The organism is Streptomyces sp. CHD11, from assembly GCF_018638295.1.
In the GTDB taxonomy this organism is placed as follows: domain Bacteria; phylum Actinomycetota; class Actinomycetes; order Streptomycetales; family Streptomycetaceae; genus Streptomyces.
The window spans coordinates 23,582-41,732 of record NZ_JABTTS010000041.1; the positions used below are offsets into that span (position 1 = coordinate 23,582).

Sequence of the window (18,151 nt, forward strand, 5' to 3'; positions counted from 1 at the left end):
TGCCCGCGCCCCGCAGGGCGCGGCGCCCCGGACCGCGCGGAGAGTCCGGCCGGCTCAGGCCGTACGCGCCGGCTCACACCGGACGGCCGGCTCGTCCCGCCGCGGGCAGCTACGCCCGCGCTGTCCGTTCAGCCGGCTCGGTCCGCTCGGTCCGCTCGGTCCGCTCGGTCCGCTCAGTCCGAGATGAGGCCCTCCCTCAGCTGGGCGAGCGTCCGCGTGAGCAGCCGTGAGACGTGCATCTGGGAGATGCCGACCTCTTCGCCGATCTGCGACTGGGTCATGTTGGCGAAGAAGCGCAGCATGATGATCCGGCGCTCCCGGGACGGCAGCTTGGCCAGCAGCGGCTTGAGCGACTCCCGGTACTCCACGCCCTCCAGCGCCGTGTCCTCGTAGCCGAGGCGGTCCGCGAGCGAGCCCTCGCCGCCGTCGTCCTCGGGGGCGGGGGAGTCCAGCGAGGACGCCGTGTACGCGTTGCCGACCGCGAGCCCGTCGACGACGTCCTCCTCCGACACGCCGAGCACGGCGGCCAGTTCGGGAACCGTCGGGGAGCGGTCCAGCTTCTGCGAGAGCTCGTCGCTGGCCTTCGTCAGCGCCAGCCGGAGCTCCTGCAGCCGGCGCGGCACCCGCACCGACCACGACGTGTCGCGGAAGAACCGCTTGATCTCGCCGACCACCGTCGGCATCGCGAACGTCGGGAACTCCACGCCCCGTTCGCAGTCGAAGCGGTCGATCGCCTTGATCAGGCCGATGGTGCCGACCTGGACGATGTCCTCCATCGGCTCGTTGCGCGAGCGGAACCGCGCCGCCGCGTACCGCACCAGCGGGAGGTTGAGTTCGATCAGTGTGTCCCGGACGTAGGCACGCTCCGGGCTGTTCTCGTCGAGGGCGGCGAGCCGCAGGAACAAGGAGCGGGACAAGGTGCGGGTGTCGAGGGCCGCCGTGTCCGGGAGCTCCGGAACATCCTGAAGCTCCGTCGGGTCCGGGAGCTGCTTCGTTTCCTGGAGCTCCGGAACCGGTGTGGCCGGGCCTTCGTCGATGGGGCCGAGTGCGTCGAGAGCATGGGGAGCTGATTCGCTCTCCGCGAGCGTGAGCACCTTCGAGCTGCCCTGTTCTGCGGACATGCCACCCCCTTTGGGTCGCGGGACGGTCGCGGCGGACGTTCCCGATCTGAGGAACGCAGCCTTCACCTGAATACCGGCGCCGAGGCTCCGGCAAACGCGCTTCCGGCAGAATGTCACATGTCGGCAACGCGCTGTAGTGACATGTCGACATCCAAGTTGCGAATCAGCCCTGGAAACAAGGGGTCTGACGGGCTTTCGACGCAGAAACAGGGAGAAAGACCGAGGTGAGCGATTCGCTCTTTCCGGTTACGCCTCGATCCTGTTTGCGGACCGGAGCCGCTGGAAGCTGCGCGCCAGCAGACGGGACACATGCATCTGCGAGACGCCGAGTTCCGCGCTGATCTGCGACTGGGTGAGATTGCTGTAGTACCGCAGCAGCAGGATGCGCTGCTCCCGCTCGGGCAGTTGTACGAGCAGATGCCGGACCAGGTCGCGGTGCTCGACGCCGTCCAGCGCGGGGTCCTCGTAGCCGAGCCGGTCCAGCAGTCCGGGCATTCCGTCGCCCTCCTGCGCGGCCTCCAGGGAGGTGGCGTGGTACGACCGCCCGGCCTCGATGCAGGAGAGCACCTCCTCCTCGGGGATGCGCAGCCGTTCGGCGATCTCGGCGGTCGACGGGGTGCGCCCGAAGGCGGTCGTGAGGTCCTCGGTGGCGCTGTTGACCTGTACCCACAGCTCGTGCAGCCGGCGCGGTACGTGCACCGTGCGGACGTTGTCGCGGAAGTACCGCTTGATCTCGCCGACCACCGTCGGCATCGCGAATGTCGGGAACTGCACGCCCCGCTCCGGATCGAAGCGGTCGATGGCGTTGATGAGCCCGATGGTGCCGACCTGGACGACGTCCTCCATCGGCTCGTTGCGGGAGCGGAAACGGGCGGCCGCGTAGCGCACGAGCGGGATGTTCGCCTCGATGAGCGCCGCGCGCACGCGGGTGTGCTCCGGCGTGCCCGGCTCGAGATCCTTGAGCTGACCGAAGAGCAGCTGGGTCAGGGCCCGGGTGTCGGCGCCGCGCCGCTTGGCAGGGGTCTGGACCGCGTCGGGGGACACCTCGTCCTGGGGCGGCGCAGTACTGGCCGGCACGGTCAACGCCACCTCGTCATCGTTCTCATGTCCGTCAACTCATCCGTCAAAAGCGGTCATAGCATCACAAGACTGACTCACTGTGTGCAAGCACCGCATATTCCGTGTTGAGGGCGAACGCGGCCGTGCGGCGCGCGAAAACCCCGTGCCTCGACGGCAGGGGGCCTTCAGGGGCCGGTCGGGAGACCGGGGGAGAGGTGGCGGGCGAAGGGGGACGGGAGAGGAGACGGAGACGGCGAGATGTCAGAACTCGTAGTCGGCGATCACCCAGGTGGCGAACTCGCGCCACAGTGCGACACCCGCCTGGTGCTCCGGGTGCTCCGCGTACCGGCGCAGCGCGTCCGCGTCCTCGAACGCCGAGTTGATGGCGAAGTCGTAGGCGATGGGGCGGTCGCTGATGTTCCAGGCGCACTCCCAGAAGCGGATCTCCGGGATCCTGCCGTCGAGCGACCGGAAGGCCTCCTCGCCCGCGACGACCCGCGGATCGTCGCGCCCGACGCCCTCGTTCAGCCGGAAGAGCACCAGATGGCGGATCATCACTTACCTCCGTTGGCGACCCAGGTCATGAAGTCGCCGATGGCCTTGGCGGCGTCCGAGACCCCCTCGAACCCGACCGTGACGTAGTCGCCGGCCGTCTCGGGGTCCGTGATGATCAGATACAGCACGAAGACCACAAGCAAGTAGGTCGCGGCCTTCTTCGCGTTCACCGCCCCCATCGCGGCCCTCCCCTGTCACTGATGTGCACCGGTGTCACGTGTGTCGAGCGGGCCCATGATCGCACGAAGGGCCCCGTCTGACGACGGGGCCCTTCACCAGCGGTAGCGGAGGGATTTGAACCCTCGGTGACTTGCGCCACACTCGCTTTCGAGGCGAGCTCCTTCGGCCGCTCGGACACGCTACCGAGGGAGACTTTACAGCACGGTGCGGCGTGGTTTGAAATCGGTATTCACCGGTTCCGGAAGAACTCCGTGAGCAGCCGGGAGCACTCCTCGGCGAGCACGCCCCCGATCACCTCGGGCCGGTGGTTGAGCCGCCGGTCGCGGACCAGGTCCCACAGGGAGCCCGCCGCGCCGGCCTTCTCGTCCCGGGCCCCGTAGACGATCCGGTCCACCCGGGACTGCTGGAGGGCGCCCGCGCACATCGTGCACGGTTCCAGGGTCACCACCACGGTGCAGCCGGCCAGCCGCCACTCCCCGAGCCGGGCGGCGGCCCGCCGGACGGCGAGGACCTCCGCGTGGGCCGTGGGATCACCGCCCGCCTCGCGCTCGTTGTGGGCGGAGGCCAGCACGGTGGTGCCGTCCGGGGCCAGGACGACGGCGCCGACCGGCACGTCCCCGCCCCGGACGGCCAGCGTGGCCTCGTCCAGGGCGAGTCGCATCGCCGCCCGCCATCGGTCGCGTACGGGGTCCGGCGGTCCGGACGCGGTGGTGGTGGCCGGCACGGTCAGCGGACGGTCTCCAGGACCTCCGAGGCGCCCAGGGCCTCGGCGATCTCGTTGACGGCGTCTCCGGTCATCGCACGCAACTCCTTCTCGCTCACGCCCAGATCCTCCAGGACCCGCGGGTCACCGACCGGTCCGTGCGGCGCCGTGTCGGCGGAGCCGGCGGACGCGGCACCGTCGTCGGCGTCGGTGTCGTCGTCGTCCGGTTCGCCGTCCTCGGTGCCGTCGAGGTCGAGGGCGTCCAGGTCGGGTCCGTCGTCCCCGGGCTGCCGGCCGAGCAGTTCGTCGGTGAGCAGGATCTCGCCGTAGCTGCTGCGGGTGGCCGCGGCGGCGTCGGAGACATAGATCCGGGGGTCCTCCTCGCCGTCCACGCGGACGACGCCGAACCAGCCCTCCTCCTGCTCGATGAGCACGATCACCGTGTCGTCGTCGGTCGAGGCCTCCCGGGCCAGGTCGGCCAGGTCCGACAGGGTTTCCACATCGTCGAGCTCCGTGTCGCTCGCTTCCCACCCGTCTTCGGTGCGCGCGAGCAGTGCGGCGAAGTACACCGTGACTCTCCCACTGGTCATAGGCGTGCCGGTTGGGGATCCCCCCGGCGGAGGTGTGCGGGCGGGGACCGGTACGCCGAGCCCCACCCACGGGGAATCGTGGCAGAAACATGGCCGTCAGGGGACGTCTTCCGCACCCTGTGTCCGGCACTTTCGATCGCGGTCCGCCCTGCGCGCCCCCGAAGGAGTCACCGGCGCACCTGGCGCCGCTGTCACCGCTGTTGCCGCCACGTGCGGATCGTACGCGGCCGGACCCTCCGCGGCGGTGCGGCGCTCGGGTCCGCCGTGCGGCGGCCCGGTGGCGGTCCTACCAGCGGAAGGTGCGCATGCGCATCGCGTGCCGCAGCCGGGCGGCCTTGGCGCGGCGCGGCTGGACCCGCTCTCGCAGTGCGCGCGCCTCGGCGAGTTCACGCAGGAACCGGGCGCGCCGCCGCCGTCGCTCGGTCTCCGACTCGGCTTCCGACCGGGCCTGCGACCGCGACACGGGGGCCGGCCCTGCGGCCGACTGGATCTCCGACCGCGACACGGGCGCCCTTCCGGCTGCCGGTTCGGCCGCCGGTCCGGCCTGCGGCCGCCTGGCCCTCGTACCGGTCCCGGACGCGGTGGGGCGGGGCGTCGCGCGCGGCGACGGATCGTCTCGGTCTTCCTGCTCAGGCATGGGTTCATCACTCCCGTCCGTCCCTCCCACCTTCCCCCGGACGGGCGATTTGACGCCAGCGAACGAGTGATGGGGGGGCCGGGGCGCTTGCCGTGCGCGGGGACGCCGCGCCTCCGGGGCCCGGTTAGTGTTGACGCCATGCGCCTCCACGTCGTCGACCACCCTCTGGTCGCCCACAAGCTCACCACCCTGCGCGACCAGCGCACCGACTCCGCGACCTTCCGCCGTCTCGCCGACGAGCTGGTCACCCTGCTCGCCTACGAGGCCACCCGTGACGTGCGCACGGAGCAGGTCGACATCCGGACTCCGGTCGAGCGGACCACGGGCGTCAAGCTCTCCCACCCGCGCCCGCTGGTGGTGCCGATCCTTCGCGCCGGTCTCGGCATGCTGGACGGCATGGTCCGGCTGCTGCCGACCGCCGAGGTGGGCTTCCTCGGCATGATCCGCAACGAGGAGACGCTGCAGGCCTCGACCTACGCCACCCGGATGCCGGAGGACCTCTCCGGACGCCAGGTCTACGTGCTGGACCCGATGCTCGCCACCGGCGGCACGCTGGTCGCGGCCATCCGGGAGCTGATCAGGCGCGGCGCGGACGATGTGACCGCCGTGGTGCTGCTGGCCGCGCCGGAGGGCGTCGAGGTCATGGAGCGCGAGCTGGCCGGGACGCCGGTGACGGTCGTGACGGCGTCGGTCGACCAGCGGCTCAACGAGCAGGGCTACATCGTGCCGGGCCTCGGTGACGCGGGCGACCGGATGTACGGGGCGGCGGAGTAGGCTCCACGCCCTCCGGCCCACCGGTCCTCCGGGTTCCCGCCGCGGCGGACCCTCGTCCGTGGCGGTGCTTCCCGGCCGGAGGGCTGTCCCCGGCCGGCGCGGGTTCCCCGGTCAGCAGTTCTTCTTCGAGGCGGGCGTCGGCTTCGGTTCGGCCAGTGCGGTCAGGGCCCGGTCGGCGTCCGCCTTCTTCGTCAGCTCCCGGAACCCGTCGCCGATGATGAGGTCGAGCTCGACACCCTTGCGGGCGGGATCGGTGCGGCGTTCCGCGCCGGCGAGCTGGGTGCCGAGCACCGGCAGCGAGGAGTCGAGAGCGGTGGCGGGACCGAGCAGCACGCCGGCGCCCTTCACCTTCTTGTCGTATTCCTTGTTCGCGTTGGCGACCTCGCCGATCTTGAAGCCGCGCTTCTTCAGCTCGTCGGCGGTCTTCTGCGCCAGGCCGCCGCGGGTCGTGGCGTTGAGGACGTTGACCGTGATCGTGCCCGGTGCCGGGAGCGTCTTCGGGGCGGCCGCGGTGGTCGCCTTGGCGGCGCAGGCCGCCTTGGTGCCGACCGCGGAGGCGGAGTCCCCGCCGCCGGTGAACACGTCGATGAGCTGCAGTGTGCCCCAGCCGCCCACACCGAGGACGGCCACGGAAGCGACGCCCAGGGCGACGAGCTTCCCGCGCCGCCGGGGGCGGCGCATCCGCGGGTATCGGTCACCCGTGATCCGGTACTGGCCGCCCATGCCGGGTGGAGTGAGCATGCTCATGAGCGCAGCGTAGTGCGCCCGGGCTGTAATGCCTACCAGATGATCATTCGACTGGGTGCAGCCCTGGCGCAGTCCAACCCGAAAGGGCCAAACCGGGCGGTGGGAGAGGGCTCCGGAGGGGCGTCAGCCCAGCTCGAGCACGCGTGCGTGCAGTACCTGACGCTGCTGGAGTGCCGCGCGCACGGCGCGGTGCAGCCCGTCCTCCAGATACAGGTCGCCCTGCCACTTCACGACATGCGCGAAGAGGTCGCCGTAGAAGGTCGAGTCCTCGGCCAGCAGGGTCTCGAGGTCGAGTTGCTGCTTGGTCGTCACCAGCTGATCGAGGCGGACCGGGCGCGGCGCGACGTCCGCCCACTGCCGGGTGCTTTCCCGGCCGTGGTCGGGGTACGGCCGGCCGTTTCCGATGCGCTTGAAGATCACACGGAAAGCCTACCGGTCAAGGCGAACCGGGCGCAGCCATGGCGGCGCAGTGCGGCGCCGGAAAAAACGGGAGCAATCGGGAGGTGGCGGTCTTCCTCGGTGAGGCGCGTCCGCTGTTCGGTGACGCTCGCGCGGTGTCAGGGGCCCGGTCGGCCCGACCCGGCGGCCGATTCCCCCGAAAGGGGTCGCCGCCGTCCGCGTCCCGCGGCGGACCGGCGTGCCCGGCGGGACCACGACGCGGACGCCCTGCGAGCGCTTCCGGCCGATTCGTCCCGCTCGCCCCCCGCCCGGTCGCGGACGCCTGATGTCGTCTCCGGCCGCCCTGCTTGCCGGTGCCCGCCCACCTGCCCGGCGGGGTGGCGGCCGGCGTATCCGGCGGTGTCTCCGGCGGCCGTCCCGGTGACGTGCCCGCCCGCCCGTGTGCCGGAGGCCCTGCTTGCCGGTGTTCGGTCGCCTGTCCGTGGGATGACCGTCGGGGTGACCGGTGGTGGGTCCGGTGGGCCTGCGCTCGCGTGTTCGGCTGTCGGCCCGGCTGCGTGCCTGGCCGTCCGGCTCGTGGGTGTTCGGTGGCCTGTCCGGCCCTGTTCCGCCCGCGTGCCCGCGCGCCAGCCGCCAGTCGCCCGCGCGCCACTCTCCCGCCGCCTGGCCGGTCGCGACGGCGGGTCTCGGCCGCGCGCCCGCCGACCCGCCGGGCCGGTCGGTCGGCTCCGGTCTGTGGGGGCGTTTCAGCCGCGCGCCCGCCTGACCGCGCCCGCCTGACCGCGCCCGCCTGCCCGCGCGCGTGTCCGCCGGCCCGAGTACTACGTGTCGGCCGCCCGGCTGCCGCGTCCGCACGCGGGGCCGTTCACGTGCCCGGCTTCCTGTCGGCGTTCGCCGCCTTCGCGGCCTTGGCCGCCGCCTTCAGTTCCTGCTTGTGTGCCCGTACCTTCGACAGCGACTCCGGGCCGGTGATGTCGGCGACGGAGCGGAACGCCTTCTCCTCGCCGTAGGCGCCGGCCGCCTCCCGCCAGCCGGTGGGCCGGACCCCCAGCTGCTTGCCGAGCAGGGCGAGGAAGATCTGGGCCTTCTGCCTGCCGAACCCCGGCAGGTCCTGGAGCCGCTTCAGCAGCTCCCTGCCGTCGCCGACGCCCCGCCAGACGGCCTCGGCCTCACCGTCGTAGTGCTCGACGAGGTACTGGCACAACTGCTGGATACGGCCCGCCATCGAGCCCGGGTAGCGGTGCACGGCCGGTTTCTCGGAAAGCAGTGCCGCGAACGCGTCGGGTTCGTACGCGGCGATCTCGTGCGCGTCCAGATCATCCGCGCCGAGCCGCCGGGCGATCGTCGCCGGGCCCTTGAACGCCCACTCCATCGGGATCTGCTGGTCCAGCAGCATCCCGGTCAGCGCGGCGAGCGGGCTGCGGCCCAGCAGCCGGTCGGCGTCGGGGTCCTGGGCGAGGTGAAGGGTGACGTCCATGCCCCGATGATCGCGCGTCGCGGCTCAGCTCGCGCGCCAGTACCCCAGCGCCTGCATCCGCTGCTTGGGGACGCCCAGGTCCTTGCGTACGAAGGCGGAGAGCGCCCGGGTGGTCGCGGTGTCGCAGGCGATCCACACGTACGGGTCGGGGCCGGACCGCAGCAGTTCGGGCAGCTCGGCCCGTACGCGCTCGACCAGGGCCGCCCCCGCCTCCTGCCGGGGCACCTCGCGCACCTCGTGGCGGCCGGGGTCGGCGGCGCTGGGCAGTCCGTCGAGGGTGCCCTCGAACCAGATGGTCGCCGGGGCGTCGCCCAGCGCGCCGAGCAGGGAGTTGATGGCCGGGAGCGAGGCGGGGTCGCCGACCACGAAGAGGTGGGAGGGGGCGGGGGCGGGAGCCTCGAACCCGGTGCCCTGCACCGTCGCCTCGATGGTGTCCCCGGGCTTCGCCGTCCGCGCCCACTCGCTGGCGCAGCCCTCGTGAAGCGCGAACTCCAGGGTGAAGGTGCCGGCCGCCTGGTCCGGATCGACCAGGGTGTACGCGCGCTGATGGGGCTTGCCCGCGTTGTCGAACCACAGCCGCACCCACATCGTCGGGTGGACCCCGGCCGCCGCCAGCAGCCCGCCGTCCGTGAAGTGCACCCGCCGGTAGTCGGCGGTGACGTCCTCGCCGCCCGTGACCGTGAATGTGAAGTCCTTCGCGCGCAGCAATCTGAGGACCGCGCCCTCCCAACCCCGCCCCTGCCCCATCGTCTTCGCACCCTTCGCGTACAGTTCCGTCACGATTTACTTAGGGGAGCCTAACCTAAAGCGAGATGAGGGCACAGTGACCGGCGAGATCTTTCGGGACCCCTGGGGCATCCCGCACCTGCGCGCGGACGGCGTGGACGAACTCGCGCGCGCCCAGGGCCGGGTCACCGCCCTCGACCGGGCCTGGCAGCTCGAGGTCGAGCGCCATCGCGCCCAGGGCACCTCGGCTTCCTTCCTGGGGCCGGAGGCCCTCCCCTGGGACCGCTTCGCCCGCCGCGCCCGCCTGGCCGACACGGCCCGCCACTGCTTCGCCGGACTGGAGCGCCGGGACCCGGAGACGGCGCAGTGGATACGGGCGTACGTGACGGGGGTCAACGAGGGTCTGGCCTCCGCCGGGACCACGAGCCCCGCCCCCGAGTTCGGGCGGGTCGGCCTCACTCCCGGCCGCTGGGAGCCCTGGACGCCGCTCGGGGTCTGGCTCGCCACGCACATCCTCTTCGCGGGCTTCCCGGCCAAGCTCTGGCGCGAGCACATCACCACCCGCCTCGGCCCCGAGGCCGTCGGACTCTTCGCCGCCGACGGGCCCGGCACCTCCGGCAGCAACGGCTGGCTGGTCGCCGGGGAACGCACGGTCACCGGGCACGCGGTCATCGCCGGGGACCCGCACCGGTTCATCGAGGAACCCGGCGTCTACCAGCAGATCCGCCTGTCCTGCCCGGAGTTCGACGTCGTCGGCCTCGCCGTGCCCGGCGTCCCCGGGATCGCCCACTTCGGCCACACCGGCACCGTCGCCTGGGCCATCACCAACGCCATGGCCGACTACCAGGACCTCTACCGTGAGCGGCTGCGGCGCACCGGCGCCCGCGTGGAGGCGCTCGGCCCGGACGGCACCTGGCGGCCGGCCGCCCGGCACACCGAGACCATCGAGGTGGCGGGCGGAGAACCCGTCGAGGTCGAGGTCATCGAGACCGGCCGGGGCCCCGTCGTCATCGGCGGCCCCGAAGGCGCTGAGGGCCTCGAAGGCTCCGAGAACCCCGACGACGGTGTACCCGGTTCCGCCGTCCCCCCGCTCGCCGTCGCCCTGCGCTACCCGCCCCGCGTCACCGGTGACCTCGGCTTCTCCGCGCTGCTGCCGCTGCTGCGGTCCCGCCGGGTAGCCGACGTGGACCGGGCCGTCGACCGGTGGGCCGAACCGGTCAACGTGATCATGGCCGCCGACACCGACGGCGGAACCCTCCACCGGGTGGCCGGCCGGGTCCCGGTCCGCGCCGACGCCAACCGCACCCGCCTGGTCCCCGCGTGGGACCCCGAACACGCCTGGCAGGGCTGGCACGAACCCCCGCGCGACGGACTGACCGACGGCGTCGCCGTGATGGCGAACCAGCGCGGCCCGGCCGCCCCGCTCGGCGTCGAGTTCGCCCCGCCGCACCGCGCGGAGCGCATCGCCACCCTGCTGGGCCGGCAGTCCCGCTGGTCCGCCGCCGACATGGCCGCGATCCACACGGACACCCACCTCGCCTCCGCCGCGCCCCTCCTCGACCACCTCGCCGCACTCGACCCCCCGACCCTCACCGAGCCCGCCGCCGCCCTGCGCGACCGCCTGCTGCGCTGGAACCGTCACATGGACACGGACAGCGCCGACGCGGCCGTCTTCGCCGCGCTGCGCACCGCGGTCGTCCGCCGGCTCGCCGCCCACCCCGCCTTCGCGGCGACGGCCACCCCGCCCCCCTGCCCCGAGATCTTCCGCCCCTGGCTAGCGCTGGTCCCCCGCGTGGCGTACGCCCTCGGACACCTGCTCTCCGCCCGGGACCTGTTCGGCATCGACCGCCCGGCCGCCGTCCGCGCGGCGCTCGAGGAGGTGGCCGCCGAGCCGCCCGCCGGCACCTGGGGCGGCACCCACCGCCTCGCCCCCTGGCGGGCCCTGCCGCCGTCCGGGACGCCGTACGACGAACCGGGTCTCTCCGGCGACCACGACTGCGTCCTGTGCACCTCCCCCGTGCCCGGCCTCACCGACCTCGCCGCGCGCGGTCCCGCCGCCCGCTACGTCTGGGACCTGGCCCGGCGCGAGGACAGCCGCTGGGTGGTGCCGCACGGCGCCTCGGGCGTGCCCGGCTCACCCCATCACCGCGACCAGCAGCCCCTGTGGCTCGCCGGAGACCTGGCCCCGGTCCTCACCGACTGGGCGCACCTGACGAAGGAGACCGATGTCTGACCCGTACGACCCGTACGCCTCCCGCACGATCCTCCACGAGCAGGTGGTCGACGGCTTCGGCACCGTACGCGTCCTGCCACTGGACCCGGCCGCCGACGCGCCCCTGCTGCACCGCTGGGTGGCGGAGGAACGCGCCGCCTTCTGGGGCATGAACGGCCTGACCGAGCAGCGGATCGCCGAGATCTACGCCCATGTGGACACCCTCGGCACCCATCACGCCCACCTCGTCCTCAAGGACGGAGTCCCTGCCGCGCTGCTCCAGACGTACGAGCCGGAGGCCGACCGGGTCGGCGCCTGCTACCCCGTCGAACCGGGCGACATCGGCGTCCATCTGCTGCTCGCCCCCGCCGCGCCCGGCGACGCCCGCTCCGGCTGGACCGGCGGGCTGGCGGCCGCCATCGTCACCTACGTGATGGCGGTGCTGGACCGCGGCCGGGTGGTGGTCGATCCGGACGTCGCCAACGAGAAGGCGGTCGCCCGCTTCCTGCGGCAGGGTTTCACCGCCGGACCCGTGGTCGTCCTCCCGGAGATCGACCTGCCCGACGTGTACCTCCCGGAGAAGAAGGCACAGCTCGCGTTCCTCACCCGGGAGGTAGCGTTCGGACGGTGACCCCCGACGAACTCGCCGCCCACTACGGTCTGGAGCCGCTCCCGCGCGAGGGCGGCCGGTTCCGGCAGACCTGGGCCGGCCCCGCGCGTCCGGACGGCCGGCCCGAGGGCACCGCCATCGTCGCCCTGCTCACCGACGCGCCCGGCGACTTCTCCGCCCTGCACCGCCTGCCGACCGACGAGATCTGGCACCACTACCTGGGCGACCCGCTCCAGTTGCTCCTCCTCGCCCCCGACGGCACCTCGCGCGCCCCCGTGCTCGGCCCGGACGTCCTCGGCGGCCAGCACGTCCAGCTCACCGTGCCGGCCGGTACCTGGATGGGCGCACGCGTGGCGGCGGGCGGCGCCTGGACCTTCTTCGGCTGCACGATGGCGCCCGGCTTCACCTTCGAACAGTACGAGCACGGTGAGGCGGGTGACCTGGCGGCGCGTCACCCCGACCGGGCGACACTCATCGCGGAACTGTGCCGCCCATGACCGAGCGGGGTCTGCTGCAGGGTCAGACCGCCCTGATCACGGGCGCGGGCGGCGGCATCGGCCGGGGCATCGCGCGGCGGTTCGCCGAGGAGGGCGCGGCCGTCGCACTCCACTGCCGTACCGCGCTCGCCTCCGCGCGGGACACCGCCGGCCGCATCCGGGAGTCGGGTGGCGAGGCCGTCGTCCTCCAGGGTGATCTCACCGACGAGGAGACGTGCCACCGCGTGGTGGCCGAGGCGGCCGACCGGCTCGGCGGGCGGCTGACCGCGCTGGTCGACAACGCCGGTGTCCAGCCGGTCCAGGCCCTCGCCGACATGACGGCGGCCCAGTGGCGCACGGTCTTCGACACCAACCTGACCGGCGTCTTCGCCTGTACCCAGGCGGCCGCCCGCCTCATGCGCGACCAGGACGGCGGCGGCAGCATCACCCACATCGCCTCCGTCGAGGCGGGCTTCCCGGCCCCCGGGCACGCCCATTACGGCGCCTCCAAGGCGGCGGTGGTGATGCACGCCCGCGCGGCGGCGCAGGAGTACGGCCCGTGGGGCGTCCGCGTGAACACCGTCTCGCCCGGCCTGATCGACCGGGAGGGCCTGGCGGAGGACTGGCCGGAGGGCGTACGCCGGTGGCGCGAGGCGTCCGCCGTGGGGCGGCTCGGCCGCCCGGAGGACATCGGCGACGCCTGTGTGTTCCTGGCGTCCCGGCTCGCGTCCTGGGTGACCGGCCACGACCTGGTGGTGGACGGGGGAGCGACGGCCCGGCCGACCTGGTGAACCGCCGGGCGAACCGCCTGGTGAACCGCGTGGTCACCCGCCTGGTGAACCGACTCGATGAGCCGATGAGCACACCGCGCCTGTCGTCCGTACCTATCGTGAGGCCGGATTGCCGGGAGGCGGGTACGACGTGGAGCGACGGCGCAGCGAGGCGGCGGGCGAAGGCGGACGAAGCGGCACCCCGGACGCCCGCGCGACCCGGGACACCGGCGGAGCCCGGCGGCTTCGAGGGCTGGTGCTGCTGGGAACCGTGCTGGTCCTGCTCGTCCTCGGCAGCGCGGCCCCGGCGAGCGCCCACGCCGCCCTCCGCGCCAGCGACCCCGAGGCCGGAAGCGTCGTAGCGACGGCCCCCCGGCACATCACCCTGACCTTCACGGAGTCCGTCGGCCTGCTCGACGACTCCTTCCGCGTCTACAGCCCCGACAACCGCCGGATCCACCTGGAGGAACCGCAGCACGCGGACGGCGCCTCCGACACCGCACGCACCGAACTGCCCGGCGACCTCGCCGACGGCACGTACACGGTGGCCTGGCGCGTGGTCTCCGCCGACAGCCACCCCGTCTCCGGCGCCTTCACCTTCTCCGTCGGCAAGCCCTCACCCACCCCGCCGGCCGCCCCCGCGGACCACGCCGAACACCCGGTCACCAAGAGCCTGTACGACACCGGCCGCTACCTCGCCTACATCGCCGCCGCCCTGATGATCGGCGCGGCGGCGTTCACCGGACTCTGCCGTCCGCCGGACACCTCCCCGCTGCGTCCGGCGCTGCTCATCGGCTGGTGGACGCTGCTGACGTCCACGTTCGCCCTGCTCGTCCTGCGCGCCCCCTACGAGAACGGCACGTCCCCGGCGACCGCCCTCGACCCCTCGGCGTTCACCGGCATCCTCAGCGGCCGCCCGGCCCTCGCCCTGCTGGCCCGGCTGGCCCTGCTCCTGCTGACGGCGGCCGTCCTGGTCCCGCTCGCCCGCCGCAGTGGCCCCCGGGTCCGCCTGGCGATCGGCGCCGCCGCCTCCGTCGCCCTCGCCCTCACCTGGGCGGCGGCCGAACACGCCTCCGCCGGGATCCAGGTCCCGGCGGCGATGACGTCCTCCGTCCTCCACCTGCTGGCGATGGCCTGCTGGCTCGGCGGCCTGACGGCCCTGCTTCTCACCCTCCGCGCGAAGACCCCGCCCCCGCCGGCCACGGTCGCCCGGTTCTCCCGGCTGGCCTTCCTCTCCGTGACCGTCCTCGTCGTCACCGGCCTCTACCAGTCCTGGCGCGGCCTCGGCTCGTGGACCGCCCTCACGGAGTCGTCGTACGGCCGGATCCTGACGGCCAAACTCGCGGCGACCGTCTTCCTGCTGCTGGCGGCGGCCTTCTCACGCCGCTGGACGACCCTCCTGGTGACGAGGGCCGACGCCCCGGCGACGGTGGAGACACGGGTGCCTGAGCTGGTGGGCGCGCCGGGCGGGGCCGCGGACGAGCCGGTCGCGGACGGAGCGGACCGGACCGGCGCGCCTCCGCCGCCGGACCCCGGCCACTACCGCCGGGTGCTGCGCCGCTCCGTGCTGGCGGAGGTGGCCGTGGCCGTCGTCGTCCTGCTGATCACCACGGTGCTGACCGGCACCCTCCCCGCCCGCGCGGAGGCCGAGGCGGCCGAGGCCCCCCGCCCCCAGGTGGCCGGACTTCCCGCGGCGGAGGCCTTCACCATCCCCTACGACGTCGGCACACCCGACGGCCGCGGCACGGTGCAGATCCAGCTGGACCCGGGCCGGGTCGGCGAGAACGGCCTGCAGGCTGTGGTCTTCGGCCCCCGCGGCGCCCTGACCTTCGTCCCCGAGCTCCGCGTCTCCTTCACCCTCGCCGCCAAGGACATCGGCCCCATCGACGCGAAGGTGACCGACCGCGGCGGCTACTGGGCGACCAGCGACCTCACCCTTCCCCTCGAAGGCACCTGGACGATGCGGCTGACGATCCGCGTCTCCGAACTGGACCAGGTGACCGAGACCCGGCAGGTGGAGATCACCCGCTGAGGACGCGCCAGGATTCATCAGGCGCACACGTAAGGATTTCGTCATCCGTCACACGGCTCCGAACGGGCGGTCCGCCCCGTTGAATGGGAACCGTTACTGCTGATACTTGAGAAGGCGAGCGACATGGGACGGGTGCGGAGCGCACTGTTCAGGCCGTGGACGGCCGGAGTGCTGATGGCGGCGGTCGTCGCGGGCGCGTTCGGGCTGTACTGGTTCCAGCCGTGGAAGCTGTGGCAGGACGAGACGGTGCAGGAGGCGCTGCCCGAGGTCACGGCGGTCGCCTCGACCCCGCCCGCCGGCTCACCGTCCGGCACGGCGGCCACCCCGCCCCCGGCCGGCCCGGTGACGCTGGCCAGCGGCGAGATGATCAGCCACGAGCACGCGACGTCCGGCACGGTGAGATTCGTGCGGCTGGCCGACGGCAGCCATGTGGTGCGTCTTGAAGGACTCGACACCAGCAACGGCCCCGATCTGCACGTGTGGCTGACCGACGCGCCGGTGAAGGAGGGCCGCGCCGGCTGGCACGTCTTCGATGACGGCCGATACGTCACTCTCGGCAAGCTCAAGGGCAACAAGGGCAGCCAGAACTACACCGTTCCCGAGGACGTCGACCCGTCCCTCTACACCAGCGTCACCATCTGGTGCGACCGCTTCGACGTCTCCTTCGGCGCGGCGGAACTGGCCCGCGCCTGACGCGCCGCGCGGACGGCGAGCGCGGCTTCGCGTCGGGGCAAAGGGCTGCCTCGACGCAGGCCCCGCCCTGGCTGTCGCTGTGGCTGGACTTGCGCCGGTCGAGCGCTATTCGCGCCAGGCCCCGAGCAGTTCCTCGGGGCCGTACACCGCCTGAAGGCCGGAACACGCGACGCCGCCGCCGAAGCGATGAAACGAGTGCGAAGGGCAGCGGGAGCCGTCCCGTGGTCGCTCAGTCCGCATGTGCCTCGTCTGCCGGTGCGGCGAGGTCGGCGGTGTCCTCGGACGGTGGTGCCTGCACGGCGACCGGTTGACGATGCGTGGGCTCGATCGTGGCCTGCCGGGTCCGGGGGCCCAGGGGAACGGCCCGTACGCGTGCTCGGCACATGGCATGCGACGGCGGCCGTGCTCAGCAAGGTACTGGGACGGACAAAGTCGAAGGGCCCCCTGTTTCCAGGGGGCCCTTCGACTTCGTGCCCGGTGAGGCACTGGCGGAGGATACGAGATTCGAACTCGTGAGGGGTTGCCCCCAACACGCTTTCCAAGCGTGCGCCCTAGGCCACTAGGCGAATCCTCCGGTGGGAACATTACATGACCGAGAGGAGTGCTTGCGAACTCGTTCCGGGCCCACGACATGGGGTAGCCTCTGCGTAGCCCCTCACGCGGCGCTATCTGACTGAACTCCCCCAGGGCCGGAAGGCAGCAAGGGTAGGTCGGCTCTGGCGGGTGCGTGGGGGGCGCTTGCGTTCCCGAGCGGCCGGTCCGGTTGTCGGTGCGCGGCTATAACCTCGTATGCGTGTCGTCTCTCGCGTTGTACCGCCGCTATCGCCCGGAGTCGTTCGCCGAGGTCATCGGGCAGGAGCATGTCACCGACCCGTTGCAGCAGGCGCTGCGGAACAACCGGGTCAATCACGCGTACCTGTTCAGTGGTCCGCGCGGCTGCGGCAAGACGACCAGCGCGCGCATCCTCGCGCGGTGCCTGAACTGCGTACAGGGCCCGACTCCGACGCCCTGCGGGGAGTGCCAGTCCTGCCAGGACCTCGCGCGGGGCGGGCCCGGTTCGATCGACGTCATCGAGATCGACGCCGCTTCCCACGGTGGTGTGGACGACGCCCGTGACCTGCGCGAGAAGGCGTTCTTCGGGCCGGCCGGCAGCCGGTACAAGATCTACATCATCGACGAGGCCCACATGGTCTCCCCGCAGGGCTTCAACGCGCTGCTCAAGGTCGTCGAGGAACCGCCGGAGCACCTGAAGTTCATCTTCGCCACCACCGAGCCCGAGAAGGTCATCGGGACCATCCGGTCGCGTACGCACCACTACCCGTTCCGGCTGGTGCCGCCCGGCACCCTGCGTGACTATCTCGGCGAGGTGTGCGGCAAGGAGGACATCCCCGTCGAGGAGGGTGTGCTGCCGCTCGTGGTGCGGGCGGGCGCGGGGTCCGTGCGTGACTCGATGTCCGTCATGGACCAGCTGCTCGCCGGCGCGGGAGAGAGCGGTGTGACGTATGCCATGGCCACCTCCCTGCTCGGGTACACCGACGGCTCGCTGCTCGACTCCGTCGTCGAGGCCTTCGCGACCGGTGACGGGGCCGCGGCCTTCGAGGTCGTCGACCGGGTGATCGAGGGGGGCAACGATCCGCGCAGGTTCGTCGCCGATCTGCTGGAGCGGCTGCGGGACCTCGTCATCCTCGCCGCGGTTCCCGATGCCGCCGAGAAGGGGCTCATCGACGCCCCCGCCGACGTCATCGAGCGGATGCAGGCCCAGGCCGGCACCTTCGGCCCCGCCGAGCTCGGCCGCGCCGCCGACCTCGTCAACGAGGGGCTCACCGAGATGCGCGGTGCCACCTCGCCGCGGCTCCAGCTCGAACTGATCTGCGCGCGCGTGCTGCTTCCCGCCGCGTACGGCGACGAGCGGTCGCTGATGGCCCGGCTGGACCGGATCGAGCGCGGGGTGAACTTCTCCGCGGGGGCGGCCGGGGGCGCCCCCGGTGTGCCCGCTGTGCCCGTGGGGTACGTCCCGGGGCCGGAGGGACACGGGGGAGGCGTTCAGGGGCAGGCCCCCGTGGAGCCCGGGGGCGGTGCCGCCGCCGCGCGGGCCGCGGTGCGGGGTCCGGGGCCGGCGCCCGCACCCATGCCTGCGCAAGCGCCCCCCACTCCGGCTCCCGCTCCGGCACCGGCTCCGGCTCCTGCACAGGCCGCCCCTCAGGCTTCGCCTCCGGCGGACGCCGGGAGCCCGGCCCCGCCGGCCGGTGCGCCGGGTGCCTGGCCCGCCGCCGCCCCCGCCGGCGCCCGTGTACTTCACGATGCCGAACAGGACGGCGTTCGCCTGGAGCAGTGAGGCGACCCCGGCGGCCGACAGTGTCATCAGCACGGCGTCCCCGCACCACACCCCG

18 protein-coding genes, 2 tRNA genes, 1 other RNA gene and 2 pseudogenes are annotated in these 18,151 nt (G+C 72.9%); 9 read left to right on the forward strand and 14 right to left on the reverse strand.

The genetic code is table 11. The annotated features are described in order from the left end of the window. Positions 1 to 173: 173 nt before the first annotated feature. The 8 genes from HTV45_RS31010 to HTV45_RS31045 form a co-directional block, all read right to left on the reverse strand. Positions 174 to 1,121 carry an RNA polymerase sigma factor SigF gene (locus HTV45_RS31010; protein WP_215209238.1) on the reverse strand — a complete coding sequence of 316 codons (948 nt, stop codon included), beginning with the start codon at positions 1,119 to 1,121 and terminating at the stop codon, positions 174 to 176. Positions 1,122 to 1,367: 246 nt separating this feature from the next. After that, positions 1,368 to 2,204: an RNA polymerase sigma factor SigF gene (locus tag HTV45_RS31015; protein ID WP_215209251.1), complete on the reverse strand. Its 837-nt coding sequence runs from the start codon at positions 2,202 to 2,204 to the stop codon at positions 1,368 to 1,370. 237 nt (positions 2,205 to 2,441) lie between these two features. Further along, a complete protein-coding gene (locus tag HTV45_RS31020) occupies positions 2,442 to 2,735 on the reverse strand; it encodes a Dabb family protein (protein WP_215209239.1) in 294 nt (97 codons plus the stop codon). Then, positions 2,735 to 2,914 carry a complement resistance protein TraT gene (locus tag HTV45_RS31025; RefSeq protein ID WP_215209240.1) on the reverse strand — a complete coding sequence of 60 codons (180 nt, stop codon included), beginning with the start codon at positions 2,912 to 2,914 and terminating at the stop codon, positions 2,735 to 2,737. Before HTV45_RS31025 ends, HTV45_RS31020 begins: the two co-directional genes overlap by 1 nt. A 100-nt stretch (positions 2,915 to 3,014) precedes the next feature. Further along, a tRNA-Ser gene (locus HTV45_RS31030) sits at positions 3,015 to 3,099 on the reverse strand. A gap of 45 nt (positions 3,100 to 3,144) precedes the next feature. After that, positions 3,145 to 3,576 (reverse strand): tRNA adenosine(34) deaminase TadA, encoded by a 432-nt coding sequence (gene tadA / locus HTV45_RS31035; protein WP_215209252.1) that lies wholly within the window; start codon positions 3,574 to 3,576, stop codon positions 3,145 to 3,147. 65 nt (positions 3,577 to 3,641) lie between these two features. After that, the gene (locus HTV45_RS31040) at positions 3,642 to 4,187 is read right to left on the reverse strand and encodes a hypothetical protein (RefSeq protein ID WP_215209253.1); all 546 of its coding nucleotides are present in this window, start codon (positions 4,185 to 4,187) and stop codon (positions 3,642 to 3,644) included. Between the two features lie 307 nt (positions 4,188 to 4,494). Then, on the reverse strand, positions 4,495 to 4,698 hold the full coding sequence (locus HTV45_RS31045) for a hypothetical protein (protein ID WP_215209254.1): 204 nt from the start codon (positions 4,696 to 4,698) through the stop codon (positions 4,495 to 4,497). 285 nt (positions 4,699 to 4,983) lie between these two features. On the opposite strand from HTV45_RS31045, the gene upp reads away from it, so the two are divergent. Further along, positions 4,984 to 5,619: a uracil phosphoribosyltransferase gene (gene upp / locus HTV45_RS31050; RefSeq protein WP_215209241.1), complete on the forward strand. Its 636-nt coding sequence runs from the start codon at positions 4,984 to 4,986 to the stop codon at positions 5,617 to 5,619. A 111-nt stretch (positions 5,620 to 5,730) separates the two neighbouring features. Here the strand turns inward: upp and HTV45_RS31055 are convergent, their stop codons facing one another. The 4 genes from HTV45_RS31055 to HTV45_RS31070 form a co-directional block, all read right to left on the reverse strand. Beyond that, complete coding sequence (locus HTV45_RS31055; RefSeq protein WP_215209255.1) at positions 5,731 to 6,342, reverse strand: LytR C-terminal domain-containing protein; 612 nt, start codon at positions 6,340 to 6,342, stop codon at positions 5,731 to 5,733. 147 nt (positions 6,343 to 6,489) lie between these two features. Further along, the gene (locus HTV45_RS31060; protein ID WP_003986294.1) at positions 6,490 to 6,786 is read right to left on the reverse strand and encodes a type II toxin-antitoxin system VapB family antitoxin; all 297 of its coding nucleotides are present in this window, start codon (positions 6,784 to 6,786) and stop codon (positions 6,490 to 6,492) included. Positions 6,787 to 7,630: 844 nt separating this feature from the next. Continuing rightward, positions 7,631 to 8,242, reverse strand: coding sequence for an HhH-GPD-type base excision DNA repair protein (locus HTV45_RS31065; protein ID WP_215209242.1), 612 nt, complete (start codon positions 8,240 to 8,242; stop codon positions 7,631 to 7,633). A gap of 24 nt (positions 8,243 to 8,266) precedes the next feature. Then, entirely contained in the window at positions 8,267 to 8,989 is a 723-nt protein-coding gene (locus HTV45_RS31070) for a siderophore-interacting protein (RefSeq protein WP_215209256.1), read from the reverse strand. Positions 8,990 to 9,065: 76 nt separating this feature from the next. On the opposite strand from HTV45_RS31070, the gene HTV45_RS31075 reads away from it, so the two are divergent. The 6 genes from HTV45_RS31075 to HTV45_RS31100 all read left to right on the forward strand — a co-directional run bounded on the left by HTV45_RS31075 (position 9,066) and on the right by HTV45_RS31100 (position 15,761). Continuing rightward, positions 9,066 to 11,201, forward strand: a complete 2,136-nt coding sequence (locus HTV45_RS31075; protein WP_215209243.1) for a penicillin acylase family protein — start codon at positions 9,066 to 9,068, stop codon at positions 11,199 to 11,201. Beyond that, positions 11,194 to 11,811, forward strand: coding sequence for a GNAT family N-acetyltransferase (locus HTV45_RS31080; protein WP_215209244.1), 618 nt, complete (start codon positions 11,194 to 11,196; stop codon positions 11,809 to 11,811). Before HTV45_RS31075 ends, HTV45_RS31080 begins: the two co-directional genes overlap by 8 nt. Further along, a complete protein-coding gene (locus HTV45_RS31085; protein WP_215209245.1) occupies positions 11,808 to 12,287 on the forward strand; it encodes a cupin domain-containing protein in 480 nt (159 codons plus the stop codon). The genes HTV45_RS31080 and HTV45_RS31085 overlap by 4 nt, the downstream gene beginning before the upstream one ends. Continuing rightward, positions 12,284 to 13,057, forward strand: a complete 774-nt coding sequence (locus tag HTV45_RS31090) for an SDR family NAD(P)-dependent oxidoreductase (RefSeq protein WP_215209246.1) — start codon at positions 12,284 to 12,286, stop codon at positions 13,055 to 13,057. The genes HTV45_RS31085 and HTV45_RS31090 overlap by 4 nt, the downstream gene beginning before the upstream one ends. Positions 13,058 to 13,292: 235 nt before the next feature. Then, positions 13,293 to 15,068 (forward strand): copper resistance protein CopC, encoded by a 1,776-nt coding sequence (locus HTV45_RS31095; protein WP_215209257.1) that lies wholly within the window; start codon positions 13,293 to 13,295, stop codon positions 15,066 to 15,068. Between the two features lie 123 nt (positions 15,069 to 15,191). After that, the gene (locus HTV45_RS31100) at positions 15,192 to 15,761 is read left to right on the forward strand and encodes a DM13 domain-containing protein (RefSeq protein WP_215209247.1); all 570 of its coding nucleotides are present in this window, start codon (positions 15,192 to 15,194) and stop codon (positions 15,759 to 15,761) included. Positions 15,762 to 16,247: 486 nt separating this feature from the next. Here the strand turns inward: HTV45_RS31100 and HTV45_RS31110 are convergent. Further along, a tRNA-Ser gene (locus HTV45_RS31110) sits at positions 16,248 to 16,335 on the reverse strand. 72 nt (positions 16,336 to 16,407) lie between these two features. On the opposite strand from HTV45_RS31110, the gene ffs reads away from it, so the two are divergent. Continuing rightward, an RNA gene (gene ffs / locus HTV45_RS31115) (signal recognition particle sRNA small type) lies at positions 16,408 to 16,506 on the forward strand. A 48-nt stretch (positions 16,507 to 16,554) separates the two neighbouring features. Then, positions 16,555 to 18,045: pseudogene (locus HTV45_RS31120) on the forward strand (DNA polymerase III subunit gamma and tau); the annotation flags it as partial. Here HTV45_RS31120 and HTV45_RS34615 read toward each other — a convergent pair. Next, positions 18,040 to 18,151, reverse strand: a pseudogene (locus tag HTV45_RS34615) (LysE family transporter); the annotation flags it as partial. The pseudogenes HTV45_RS31120 and HTV45_RS34615 overlap by 6 nt on opposite strands.